Raw genomic sequence first — 12,755 nt, 5'->3', positions numbered from 1 at the left:
AACGCCCACTCATCGTCCGACATCAGGTCTCGTGCCAAGCTGGTCTCCATCGCAGATACCAGCTTGAATCATGATCAGGCGTCCGTGTGAATCCCTTTTGTCAACAGGCCCTAGCGTCGCTTGATGTCGAAACCTGACCCGTTCAAATACTTCAAGACGAGCCGCGAGATCATCCGCCTGGCGGTGATGATGTACGTGCGCTTCCCGCTCTCGCTCCGTAACGTCGAGGACCTGCTGCACGAGCGTGGCATCGACATAAGCCATGAATCGGTCCGGTTCTGGTGGCAGCGTTTCGGACCGATGTTCGCCGCCGAGATCCGCAAGAAACGTGCCGAGTGCTTGCGTTCTGGGCCGCAGTGGCAATGGCATCTCGACGAGATGTTTGTGAAGATCAACGGCGAGCGGCACTATCTCTGGCGGGCCATCGACCAGGAAGGCGAGGTCCTCGAGAGCTTCGTGACCAAGACGAGGGACAAGAAGGCGGCATTGAAATTCCTCAAGAAATCAATGAAGCGCTACGGTCGACCGCACATTTTCGTCACCGACAAGCTGCGCTCCTATAGCGCCGCATTGAAGGAGGTCGGTGCGGCCGACCGCCAGGCAACTGGTCGCTGGCTCAATAATCGGGCGGAGAATTCGCACCTGCCGTTCCGACGACGAGAACGGGCAATGCAGCGGTTTCGGCGGATGCGCAGTCTGCAGATGTTCGCCGCCGTCCACGCCTCGGTCGTCAATCATTTCAGTCAGGAACGCCACCTCTACTCGCGACAAAACTTCAAGCTCAACCGCACCGCCGCTCTCGCCGAGTGGCGTAAACTCGGCGCGGCATAAAGGGCAGCGTTCCTGCCCTTGTCGAGACGAGTTTGAATCTGTCTGACAGCACCTTCTCGAGAGCTTCATGATCAAGACGCGGGACAAGAAGGCGGCATTGAAATTTCTCAGGAAATCAATGAAGCGCTACGGCCGGCCGCACATTTTCGTCACCGACAAGCTCCGGTCCTACGGTGCCGCGCTACGGGAGGTCGGCGCGGCGGACCGGCAGGAAACGGGCCGCTGGCTCAACAATCGGGCTGAGAATTCGCACCTGCCATTCCGACGACGAGAAAGGGCGATGCAGCGCTTCCGGCGCATGCGAAGTCTGCAGATGTTCGCTGCCGTCCACGCCTCAGTCTTCAACCATTTCAACTCGGAGCGTAGCTTCTCCTCGAGGGCAAATTTCAAGAAGAACCGCGCCGCCGCTCTCGCCGAGTGGCGTCAACTCGGTGCCGCATAAGGGGCAAGCTCACTGTCCATTCGGAGACTGGCTCGAATCCGTCTGACAGCTCCTCATCGGTCGTTCCGTCATTCTGCTGCGGTGGCAAGTTCGATGACGGTGTCCTGTTTCACTGGTTCCGTTTGCTGCCGCGGCACGCGGTACCACAGAGCGTATAAGGCGGGCAGGAAAAACAGGGTCAGCAGGGTTGCCACCAGCAGGCCGCCCATGATGACCATTGCCATCGGCCCCCAGAACACGGAGCGTGACAGCGGGATCATCGCTAGAATCGCGGCCAGCGCCGTCAGCACGACAGGTCGCGCGCGATGAACGGTCGCCTCGACGATGGCGCTGCGCCGATCAATCCCGCTCCGAACCTCAGCCTCGATCTGGTCGACCAGGATCACCGAGTTGCGCATGATCATGCCCGCGAGCGCAATCTGGCCGAGCAGGGCCACGAAGCCGAAGGGCGCACCGAAGAGGTTCAGCGCCAGCGATGCCCCGATGAGTCCCAAAGGCGCCGTGATCAGGACGATGGCCAGCCGTGAGAAGCTTTGCAGTTGCACCATCAGGATGGTCAGGGTTGCCGTCAGCATGATCGGGAACATTGCAAAGATCGACCCGTTGCCCTTCTCGCTCTCCTCGATCGTGCCCCCGGTCTCGATGCGATAACCGGCTGGCAGGGCATCCTTGATCGGCTCCAGCAGCGGCAGGATCTGGCTCGAGACCTGCGGGGCTTGGACACCGTCAACGATGTCGGCGCGAACGGCGATTACCAGATCGCGGTTGCGGCGCCACAGGATCGGCTCTTCGAACGAAGGTTCGATCCGCGCCACCTGCGAGAGCGGCACCGGCACGCCGTTGCGGCTCACAACCGTCAGATTTCCGAGACCGCTGGCATCAAGTCGTTCGCTGGACACAGCGCGGGCAACGACCGTCACGATGTCATTGCCATCGCGCAACTGGGTGACGTCCAGGCCGTTGACGAGCGTCTGCAGGCTTTCGGCCACGTCCTGCGGTACCAACCCCAGGGCGCGTGCGCGGTCCTGGTCGATGACCAGACGGATCGCAGGCGTCATCTCGTTCCACTGGAGGTGTGGGTCGCGCACATCCGGGTTCGTCCGCATCGCGTCCCGCACCTGAGTTGCAATCCGGCGCACCTCGGTCGCGTCGTCGCCAATCACGCGGAACTGGACAGGATGTCCGACGGGCGGGCCGAAATTGAAGCGGGACACACGAACGCGCGCGCCGGAAAGGGCACCGTCGCTGATCGCTGCCTCAAGGCGCTTCTTGATCCGTTCGCGCGCCTCCGTGTCCTTCGACAGGATCACAGTCTCGGCAAATGCCGGGTTCGGAAGCTCGGGATTCAGCGCGATCCAGAAGCGAACGCTTCCCCGGCCAATGTAGCTCGTCGAGTGAATGACATCGGGGTCCTCGGCCAGAAGCTCTTCTGCCTCCTCGACCATGTTCCTGGTGGCCGTGATCGAGGATCCTTCCGGCAGGCGCATCTGCAGGAACAATTCCGGCCGCTCGGAGAGCGGAAAGAACTGCTGCTGAATGTTTGTGAAGCCTAGGATGGCGGCAACGAACAGCCCGGCGGTTGCGGCCACCACCTTGATCCGGTGGCGGACGCTCGCGTCGATCGCCGCACGGAGGGCACGATAGATCCGGCTCTGGTAGGGCGTCCCGTTGCCATGGCTGCTGGCCACGTTCGGCAGGAACTTCATCCCGAGATAGGGCGTGAAGATCACCGCGACGAACCAGGAAACGATCAGCGAAATCGCCACGACCCAGAAGATGCCGCCGGAATACTCGGCAACCGCAGAGCGGGCGAAGGCAACCGGGATAAACCCCGCTGCCGTGACAAGCGTTCCGGTCAACATCGGGAAGGCGGTAATGTCCCAGGCGGCGGCGGCCGCTTCCGCGCGGCTCCAGCCCTGTTCCATCTTCACCATCATCATCTCGATGGCGATGATCGCATCGTCGACCAGCAGGCCCAGGGCGATGATCAGCGCGCCAAGGGTGATCCGGTTCAGGTCAATTCCCATGACAGCCATTACCAAGAAAACGATCGCCAGCACCAACGGTACTGATAGCGCCACGATCAAGCCGGTTCGCAGACCGAGCGACAGGAACGAGACCAGCAATACGATGCCCAATGCCTCAGCAAAGGCCTTCACGAACTCGGCGATGGAATGTTCAACGACCTCTGGCTGATCGGCGATCTGCTCGACATCGAGCCCGACCGGCAGGCCTGTGCGAATGTCGGCCATTTCCGCATCGAGTGCCTCGCCCAGCGCGATGATGTTGCCGTTCTCCACCATCGAAACACCGATCCCGATGGCCGGCAATCCGTTCTGGCGCAGCAAGCTGCGCGGCGGATCGATGAACCCCCGCCGCACGGTCGCAATATCGCCCAGCCGGAACACACGGTCGCCGGCGGCAACGGGCACCGCCTCGATCGCCGCGACGCCATTGAGCGCGCCGGTCATGCGCACCGGTATTGCGCTGGCGTCGGTCTCGAACTGGCCCGCGGGCGTCAGTGCGTTCTGCCGTGCGAGGCTGTTGTAAATGGCGCGCGGCTCGATGCCCAGCGTCGCAAGCTTCACGTGGCTGAATTCGACAAAGATGCGTTCGGGCTGGGTGCCGATCAACTCGACTTTGCGCACGTCTTTTACGCGCAGCAAGCGCTGGCGGATATCTTCGCCGGCATCCTTGACCTGTCCGATATCCAACCCGTCGGCGGTCAGCATGTAGACCACCGAATAGACGTCGCCATACTCATCGTTGACTTGCGGTCCAAGAACGCCACGTGGCAGGCTTGGACCGAGGTCGCCGAGCTTCTTGCGAACCTCGTAGAACAGATCCGGCACGTCCTCTGGCCGCGTGGCGTCTCGAAACACGACATTTGCCGCCATGAATCCGGAGGTGGTGTAGGTCTCGATCCTGTCGAGATTCTCCAGTTCCTGAAGCTTCTTCTCGATTGGATCGGCAACCTGGTCGCGCATTTCTGCGGCGGTCGCGCCGGGCCATTGGGCCGACACGATCGCCACCTTGATCGTGAAATCGGGATCCTCCGCGCGCCCGAGGCGCAGGTAGGACAGCGTGCCAGCCAGTGCCAGCATTATGATCAGGAACAACACGAGGGCCGGGTGCCCGACGGCGAAGCGGGAAAGGTTGAAGTCTTTCATGATTCTTCTCCGTTCAGAACGGGCCGAACCGGCTCGCCGTCCGCAAGCTTGTGTGTGCCAAGCACGACGACCTTCTCGTTTTCGCTCAGACCGTCGCTGATCCACACGGTGTCGGCGCCAAAACCGGCGATCGTGACGTCGCGCGTCTCAATCCGCTCGTTCGGACCGACAACCCAGACACTCGCTCCGCCGTTCCCGTAATGCAGTGCCGCTAACGGCAGTTCGGCGCGGCGAGCCTGTCCGTCCCTGCTCAGCCAGACCGTGGCGCTCATTCCCAATGCCGCGGAGCCCGTGGGGTCTTCAAGGCGATAGCGGGCCTGAAATGTTCTGGTGATCGGGTCCGCAATCGGCGACAGTTCCTGCAGAAACGCGGTGAGGCGTTGCTCCGGGCTGGACCATAGTTCAACGGTTGCGTTAGCGTCACGGAATTCGGAAAGCAGGGCTTCCGGAATGGCAATTACCGCCTCCCGCTCGCCGTCATTTACAGCTTCGACGATGGGTTGCCCACCCGCTACCACCTGTCCGACTTCGACGAACTCACGGGTGATCACGCCACTTTCGGCGGCGCGTAGGGTGGCGTAGTCGAGCTGGTTTCTTGCCAGTTGCACGTTGCGGTCCGCTCTCAGTAACCTCGAACGCGCTTCTTCGGTCGCCGCTGTGCCCACATCCGAGGCTCTGTCAGTCGCCCAGCCGCCGGATTTCAGGGACTCGATCCGAGTCAGGTTCTCCGTTTCCGTCGCGAGCGCGATCCGAGCCGCCGACCGCTCTGCCTCGGCGGACTCGAGCTGCAATTGCAGATCGGTGTCGTCCAATTTGGCGATCACGTCTCCGGCGGCGATCCTGTCGCCAACGCCAACCAATTTCGCTCCCACCTTGCCGGCGACGCGAAAGGCGAGCTGCGATTCCGTCTTTGCTGCAATCGTGGCAGGAAAGCTCCGGACCGCGCTGCCGCGGGACATCTGAACTGCGGTGACGAGTACCGTTCTGGCAACGGGCTGTATTACTTCCTGTTGCGGCACCGCTGCACGGGCACCGGTTCGTGAGAGGTGCTCTGGAAGAAGAACTGCGGACCCGGCGGCCAGGCCGAGTCCTGCAATGGTCGAGGCGATCAAAACTCCGGGTCGCATGGGGGCTCCTTGATGACTTTCAAAGATTGTGAGCTAAAAAGTGACGATTGTCAAAAAACGTCATGTAACAATTGTAACACGTCAAACGGTAGACGTCGCGGTGACACCGCACTATGTTTGTGGAAACGAAGGAAGAAACATGATCGAGCGTGAGATCGAGACCTCGGACCCACCCGCAACAGGCAGGCCGGGGATGCGTACCGGCACCGCCAAATCGGCGGCCACCGACGCAATGCACGACCGAATCGTGGAGACGGCCAAGCAACTGGTTCGACAATTTGGCTACCAGAAGACCACCGTTGCCGACATCGCCGCCGAACTCGACATGTCGCCGGCCAATGTCTATCGCTTTTTCTCTTCCAAGGCGGCGATCTGTGAGGACGTGGCGCGCAAGCTTGCCGCCGACGTTCGCGAGAAAATGCGCGAAGCCGCGGATGATCCTTCGTTGGGTGCCCGCGAGCGGTTACGTCGACTGGTTCTTGCCAATCACCACGAGATCGTGAATCGCTGCATCGCTGACAAGCGGACCCACGCAATGGTCCATGCCGCGGTCGAGAACAACTGGAGCGTCGTGCAGGAGCACCAGGAAAGCATCCGCCAGATGATCGCCGAGATCATTTCCGACGGGATCGACGCCGGAGAGTTCAGCGTGTCCGATCCGGAGGCTGCCTCGCATTGTTTCCAGGCAGCCCTTATCTCGGCCTGCCATCCCGTCATCGTCGAGGGCAGGTTGCGTGCCGGAGAAGACATTCAGCCCACTCTCGATCCCTTGCTCGATTTTGCCCTTCGGGGTCTGGGGTCGCGGGAACCCTCCGGCGGCTGAGGCTAACTTCACGCGCGAATGATGGGTGCGGTTCGTTGAGCCAACGGTAAGAGCGCTTCTGTCACGAATGCCCCGTCGGAAGAATTCAACTTCCCGGCGAATGCGTTTTCAGGCCAGGGCAAACTACTGGCTCGACTGGACGAACGGGAACTGAAGCGGTTTGGCAATGCGCGATGCCGCAACCGTGGGACAGCAGTTTCGACTGAAGCTCAGTTGTGCGCAAATTCCGGCAATTGTCCCCACACCAGTTCGAACCGGTTAACTCATTCAGAATCCCAAGTCCCTGAACGCCTTCCACATTCGGCCATTGTGTTGACCTTCGGCATACGGAAAGGACCTGAAGTATTCCTCGGTCGTGATATCGGGGCGGCGTTGCCGGACCCTGTCTGTCCACATCCGGGCATTCTCGTCATTCCCCGCCAGATGGTGTGCAGCACCAGCCAGCATGGCGATCAGGTAGTGCGTTCCCGGCGCCTTGGCCGCGCGATCAATCCATCTTGCGCCTTCGGCGAAGTTTCCCTCGCAAGGATGCGTGTTTCCCTGGTTGGCCAGCATGGCATAGTGGAGGGGGTCGAGCGGGCTCAATACCATGGCGTTGCTGTTCAAGGCGCGTGCAGCGGCGCCTTCACCATTCATCATCATCAGGGCTTTCGCGTAACTTCCCTGCGCAAAATTCGGCGAGACATCCGGGCTACGACTCATCCAGGCGATGGCTTGTTCGAGATCGCCGTTGAGCCATTGCACCCGGCCCATGCAATAGTTTGCAAAGGGATCGAGGAAATCGAGTTCCAGGCTTTTGTCGGCGGCAGACCGGGCTAGGTTCATCGCATCGGTATCCCGGCCATAATGCATGAAGGCGCTCTGAAAGGCCGTGAACGAAAGGCCCGCATGCGCCCGGGCCAATCCGGGCTCTTTTTCGATAGCCTTCCGGAACCGGGCTTCTGCCGCGGAGTTATCGATCCGGTTGAACCGGTAAAGGTGGCGAAGGCCAAGATGGAACTCCGCCCACGCATCGAGGTTGCTTGACGGCCGGATCTCGGCGGCGCTCGCTTCGGCCATGGGTATCCGGATTTCCAGCGCCGTCACGATTTCCGCCACAATCCGGGACCGGATTTCGTGAATGCCATCGATCGGCGCCGAGAACCGTTCGCTCCAGATCACTCGGTCTGATGCGGTCTCGGACAGTTCGACATTCACGAACAGGGTTTTTGCCGCAACCTCGATCAGACCGGCGAGCACGTATCGCACTCCTAGCGCCGAACGTACGGCTGACGGATCCGGGATCTGGGCACGGAAGCGGAACGAGGATCCGCGCGCGATGACCGCAATCCACCTCAGGCGGGAAATGGCTGAGATGATTTCGGCCAGCAAGGCATCGGCCAGCGGGGCGTATCCCGTTTCGGCCCCAAGGCTGGCGAACGGCAGTACGGCTATCGACGGACGTCCTTGGAATCCGCCCGGATAATCGGTGGGGAGCTCGTGTTCGCCCGGGCTGTCTCTGCGAACCCTGACCTCGGCCACGCAACGGAACCCGCGGCCATGTACCGTTCGGATGATAGACTGCCGCGCGCCATCATCCCCCACCGCCTTGCGGGCTTCCTTGACCGCGGTCGAGATCGCGCTGTCGGAGATGAAACGCGCGTCCCAGACCCGTTCGACCAGTTCGTCCTTGGTGACCAACCGATCCGGATTGCTAGCCAGCGGAGCTGTCAGACGGATTCGAACCAGTCTCCGAATGGATCGCACCATCAAACCGTGGGATCAAACATCTAAACATAACGTCGGACCAAATCAGAGGAGGCATTCCAGCACCGAATTGTGACCCAGGTGACGCCGTAAAGAACTAGCAATTTGAGGTTGCCTGATCACCCAAGATCTTGAAACAGTGAGTTCACGACCGGCAAACAACGAAAGTTTTGGAACAGAACTTCGCATCCCATCCGATTGTATCAATTCGCAAAACAATTGACCCAATTCAGACCGTAATTCGCCGATCCACATTGCCATATTATCGAAAATTTGGTGCCGTGAAGTCGGGAGGGCGCCAGAAATTGGATGGGGAGAAAAGATATGCCCAGACCAGCAGGCGGTGGAAAAGGCGGAGGCAACGGCGATACCGGGACTGTGTTTGCCGTGCTTGGCCCAACGTCGGATGGCACGGGCCTATTTGGCACGGGCGACCCGTCTCGAGCCATCACCATTACAGCAACCGATCCCGCAACTGGGACGACTTGGATCGGAACCACGGCAACGTGGTACGAACAGGATGGCACCTGGTACTGGTCAATCGACTACGGGTCGCTGAACAACACGCAATATGGTTCGGATACGTTCGACGACGAGAGCGGCGACTTCACGGTTGTTGCGTCCTACGAGGACGTCAACCCAAAGAACGGCCGAACAAAAACCGTCTCGACGGAACCCTACAACCTGTCGATTGAAGGTGTGGACACCGAAGCGCCAACGGCGAGTGCCCCAGTGCTCTTGCTCGAGTCCGATAGCGGCTTTCCGGGCGACGGAATCACAAACGACACTTTGGCCACCTTCCGGATCGCCTTCGATCCGACCGTTCGGGCCGGAGATACAGTCGATCTTGTGGTCAATGGTTCCGTCGATGTCACTAGGGTGCTGACCCAGGCAGACATCGACCAGGGCTTCGTCGATCTGACGACAACGGGAAGCACCCTTGTTGAGGGCTCGAACGCCGTTCTCGCGCGCCTCTCCGACAACGCCGGCAACCAGAGCGACACGTCCTCAACCGACATCGTGCTCGACACGACGCCACCTGCCGCCACGATCGACGCCGTCCTTGCGTCGGACGGGTCGGCCGATCCGGATGTTCTGGTCTCGGACGGCACGCCTGTCCTGACAGGTCAAGCCGAGGCCGGCGCGACCGTTTCGCTTCGCGAGGCGAATGGCACCCTGCTCGGATCCACGGTCTCGACGGACGGAAGATGGACGATTGAGTCAACAGCGCTTTCTGACGGAGCGCATCTCCTTCATGTAATCGTCACCGACGTGGCCGGAAATTCGTCGCAATCGGACGACTTCCAGTTGACGATCGATACAACGGTGGAATTCGCAGAGATTTCCGGGATCGACGAGGACACTGGTATCGTCGGAGATGGCGTTACATCCGATGACACTCCGATCCTCCAGGGCATCGCGGAGCCCGGAGCGACTGTCATGGTGTACGCCGTCGTCGACGGAGCTCCCGATCTTACATCGTCGGTCACAGCGACCGTTCAGACCGACGGCAGCTGGACGGCAGATCCCGGGATCCTCGCGGAAGGCACACACGTCTTTCGTGCCTTGGTGAGGGATACGGCCGGCAACGAAGCCTGGACGAGCGATCTCTTGATCGAGATCGACACGGTCGTGACGGATGCGGTCATTGTCGAAACTCTCGTCGACAGTGGCAGCGTGCCGGATTCGCTCGCGATCGCAAACGGCGGATCGACATCGGATTCAAGTCCAATGCTGCGCGGAACGTCCGAGCGCCTTTCCCGCATCGAGGTTTTCGTCGACGGGGTCTATGCCGGCGAAACGACCGCCGATGCTAGCGGGCAGTGGAGCTATTCGTTGTCTGGCCTCGCGGAAGGTACGCGGGCCATTTCGCTTAGGACCACGGATCTCGCCGGAAACGTGTCGGGCGACCCGACCGGACCCTCAGATTTCACGATCGTCGTCGAACCCGCTCCCGAACCCGACATCGACCCTCTCTATGCGGAGCAGTGGAACCTCGGGATGCTCGGCGGTTTGGAAACTGTCTGGCAGGACTACACAGGTGTCGGCGTCGTTGTCGCCATCTACGACGACGGAATCGCCTACGATCACGTAGATCTCGACGGTAATTACGACGCAAACCGACACCTTGTCTGGAATGGTTCGGTTCTCGACCCGCTTCCCGTGGCGGAAGAGGAAGCCCGCCATGGTACCGCCGTTGCGGGTATCATCGCATCCGAGAAAAACGGCGAAGGAACCATCGGGATCGCCTACGATGCAACGATCGTCGGCGTGAACATCTTCAGCGGTCCGGCCTCGATCAACAATACGACCGACCTCTCCGGATTCGAATACGCGATCGCCGAAATGGACGAATTCGACGTCGTGAATCACAGCTGGGGTGCGGCACCTGTCTATCTGAACGACACCGTTGCTTCGACACTGGCATATCTTGCAGCCGTCGAGGAAGCGGTGACAATTGGCCGCGACGGGCTTGGGACCATCGTTCTCAAGGCCGCGGGCAACTGGGCCGACAGTTCGCAGGGCGACGCCAACGATGCGACGCGGTTTTCGATCACCGTCGGCGCCTACGATTCCGACGGGGACGTGTCCTGGTACTCGAACCGCGGCGCCAATATCCTGATCTCGGCGCCGTCAAGCGGACTTACGGTCGCCGACGAAGAAGGCAATCTGCTTCCCGAAAGCAATCTGAGAATTCCGACGACCGACCGCGACGGCAGCTATGGCTACGCCGACGGCAGTTGGAGCTCCGCCTACGCCACGAGTGGTTTCGGCGGAACATCCGCGGCAACTCCGACGGCCGCCGGAGTCGTGGCGCTGATGCTCGAAGCGAACCCCGATCTCGGATGGCGCGATGTCCAGAACATCCTCGCCCAATCCGCGGTCTGGACCGGTTCCGAAATCGGCGTCCTGAACACGGCAACCGAACTCGTTCCGACCGATCTCGACATCGACGGGGTCTTCGAGTCGCTGGTCGAGACACCGGTCGAATTCTTCGCTGGAACGTGGAACGGCAGCCAGACTTGGAATGGCGGTGCAATGCACTTCTCCGAAGACTACGGATTCGGAGCGCTAAATGCACATGGCGCCGTCCGCATGGCTGAGGTTTGGGGTCTCTTCGGCTCGCCCCAAACTTCGGAGAACGAGGCGCACTTCTCCACCGGCACCATGGCCCCGGATGGGCTCAGTGTCTCAGGCGCGGGCGACACAGCGAACTGGACATTCGACTATTCCGGTCCGGCAATGGATCTGGAATACGTCGATATCGCGATCCAACTGAGCACGACCCTGATGCAGGAAGTGTCACTGTCCCTGACGTCTCCGGACGGCACGACGGTCAGTCTTCTCGATCTACCGATCAATGACTACACGCCGGCCTACGATTTCCTGGGGCTGATTCTGCTTTCGGTCGACGTCACATGGAATTTCGGTGCCAATGCCTTCCGAGGAGAAGACCCGAACGGGACGTGGACGGTCACGCTCGAGGAAAATGACGTTTCCTTCGACATCGACAACTACGGCACCGAGTACGATGGAAACGCGATCGACGCCATTTCCCTGGACTTTTACGGATCTTCGGGAAGCGTCGTTTTGGACGATGTCTATACCTATACCGATGAAATGCTCTCGACTGGTCTTGCGGCCGAAATGGGTCGGGTGGTCATAGATGATGCCGCAGGTACCGACTGGCTGAACCTCGCGGCGATGACCGCAGACGTCGACCTCGATCTTGCCTTGGGCATGACCGCGGACGATGGCAGTGGCCCAGTACAAATCGCCAGCTTCGCAACGGGCACCTCCATCGAGAATGCTGTCTCGGGCGACGGAAATGACATCCTTCGCGGCGACGACGGCAACAATGTCCTCGTGGGTATGCGTGGCAACGACACGCTCGAGGGTGGGGCAGGAAACGACGAAATTTCCGGCCATTTCGGGAGCGATGTCTTGTCGGGTGGACTTGGCGCCGACATCTTCCATTTCGACCTGGGGTACGGTGACGATGTTGTTCTTGATTTCAACCAGTCCGAGGCCGACGTTGTCTGGTTGTTTGGCTTCACGGAAACTAGCTTCGATCAGCTTTCCTTCGGTGTCGTCGGAAACGACCAGGTTCTGAGCTTCGCGAGCGGGGACAGTCTGACATTCGCGGATGCTGCCGACCATACATTCGCGGCCGACGATTTCTGGTTTGGCGACCAAATTCTTGCGTGATGTGAAAGTCGGGCGGTGTCAGAGCAACTTGTCATATAGCGACGCATAGGGTCTTGTCAGAAAAACCCGACTTGATGAGAACGGCGGTGAGTGATCAGCCCCACCTGAGTGGTCCGATTTGATTGTTAGTGCATGACTGGCCTCTGGTCCATCGGGATGACGGATTCAGGGGCCGGCGGGCGGTAGCCCAAAGCACTGTGGGGGCGTTTCGTGTTGTAGTGTTTCCTCCATTGCTCGATGAGGATCTTGGCCTCTCGGAGGCTGTAAAAGACCTCGCCGTTGAGCAGCTCATCCCGGAACCTGGCGTTGAAGCTCTCGCAGTATCCGTTCTCCCAGGGTGACCCTGGTTCGATGTAGGCCGTCCTGGCACCGACGGCGGCAATCCAGTCCCGGACCGCCTGCGCGAC

Annotated in this window: 7 protein-coding genes and 1 pseudogene; 4 read left to right on the top strand and 4 right to left on the bottom strand. The window is 60.4% G+C overall.

Annotation, left to right across the window (positions count from 1 at the left end):
• Positions 1-123 precede the first annotated feature (123 nt).
• Both OM960_RS24670 and OM960_RS24665 read left to right on the top strand, forming a co-directional pair.
• Positions 124-831, top strand: coding sequence for an IS6 family transposase (locus tag OM960_RS24670; RefSeq protein WP_264773838.1), 708 nt, complete (start codon positions 124-126; stop codon positions 829-831).
• 52 nt (positions 832-883) lie between these two features.
• A pseudogene (locus tag OM960_RS24665) lies at positions 884-1,273 on the top strand (DDE-type integrase/transposase/recombinase); the annotation flags it as partial.
• Between the two features lie 68 nt (positions 1,274-1,341).
• Here the strand turns inward: OM960_RS24665 and OM960_RS24660 are convergent.
• Both OM960_RS24660 and OM960_RS24655 read right to left on the bottom strand, forming a co-directional pair.
• Positions 1,342-4,443 carry an efflux RND transporter permease subunit gene (locus OM960_RS24660; protein ID WP_264773837.1) on the bottom strand — a complete coding sequence of 1,034 codons (3,102 nt, stop codon included), beginning with the start codon at positions 4,441-4,443 and terminating at the stop codon, positions 1,342-1,344.
• Complete coding sequence (locus tag OM960_RS24655; protein ID WP_264773836.1) at positions 4,440-5,570, bottom strand: efflux RND transporter periplasmic adaptor subunit; 1,131 nt, start codon at positions 5,568-5,570, stop codon at positions 4,440-4,442. The genes OM960_RS24660 and OM960_RS24655 overlap by 4 nt, the downstream gene beginning before the upstream one ends.
• Before the next feature lie 139 nt (positions 5,571-5,709).
• Between OM960_RS24655 and OM960_RS24650 the strand changes: the two genes are divergently transcribed.
• Entirely contained in the window at positions 5,710-6,393 is a 684-nt protein-coding gene (locus OM960_RS24650; RefSeq protein WP_263340913.1) for a TetR/AcrR family transcriptional regulator, read from the top strand.
• Positions 6,394-6,660: 267 nt separating this feature from the next.
• On the opposite strand, the gene OM960_RS24645 is transcribed toward OM960_RS24650, so the two are convergent.
• Positions 6,661-8,142, bottom strand: a complete 1,482-nt coding sequence (locus OM960_RS24645) for a winged helix-turn-helix domain-containing tetratricopeptide repeat protein (protein WP_264773835.1) — start codon at positions 8,140-8,142, stop codon at positions 6,661-6,663.
• A gap of 321 nt (positions 8,143-8,463) precedes the next feature.
• Here OM960_RS24645 and OM960_RS24640 point away from each other — a divergent pair, with 321 nt between their 5' ends.
• Positions 8,464-12,348 carry an Ig-like domain-containing protein gene (locus OM960_RS24640; protein WP_264773834.1) on the top strand — a complete coding sequence of 1,295 codons (3,885 nt, stop codon included), beginning with the start codon at positions 8,464-8,466 and terminating at the stop codon, positions 12,346-12,348.
• A gap of 125 nt (positions 12,349-12,473) precedes the next feature.
• On the opposite strand, the gene OM960_RS24635 is transcribed toward OM960_RS24640, so the two are convergent.
• Positions 12,474-12,755 (bottom strand): integrase core domain-containing protein (locus OM960_RS24635; RefSeq protein WP_264773833.1); only part of this gene is annotated, 282 nt, incomplete at its 5' end.

Origin of the sequence: Defluviimonas salinarum (assembly GCF_026013545.1) — a bacterium.
GTDB classification, from domain to species: domain Bacteria; phylum Pseudomonadota; class Alphaproteobacteria; order Rhodobacterales; family Rhodobacteraceae; genus Albidovulum; species Albidovulum salinarum.
This window is presented reverse-complemented; position numbering and strand designations above follow the sequence as displayed.

Excerpts from the sequence above, each read along its gene's own strand:
- OM960_RS24670 (WP_264773838.1), top strand. The coding sequence starts at position 124 with ATGTCGAAACCTGACCCGTTCAAATACTTCAAGACGAGCCGCGAGATC.
- OM960_RS24655 (WP_264773836.1), bottom strand. The coding sequence starts at position 5,570 with ATGCGACCCGGAGTTTTGATCGCCTCGACCATTGCAGGACTCGGCCTG.
- OM960_RS24650 (WP_263340913.1), top strand. The coding sequence starts at position 5,710 with ATGATCGAGCGTGAGATCGAGACCTCGGACCCACCCGCAACAGGCAGG.
- OM960_RS24640 (WP_264773834.1), top strand. The coding sequence starts at position 8,464 with ATGCCCAGACCAGCAGGCGGTGGAAAAGGCGGAGGCAACGGCGATACC.
- OM960_RS24645 (WP_264773835.1), bottom strand. The coding sequence starts at position 8,142 with ATGGTGCGATCCATTCGGAGACTGGTTCGAATCCGTCTGACAGCTCCG.
- OM960_RS24660 (WP_264773837.1), bottom strand. The coding sequence starts at position 4,443 with ATGAAAGACTTCAACCTTTCCCGCTTCGCCGTCGGGCACCCGGCCCTC.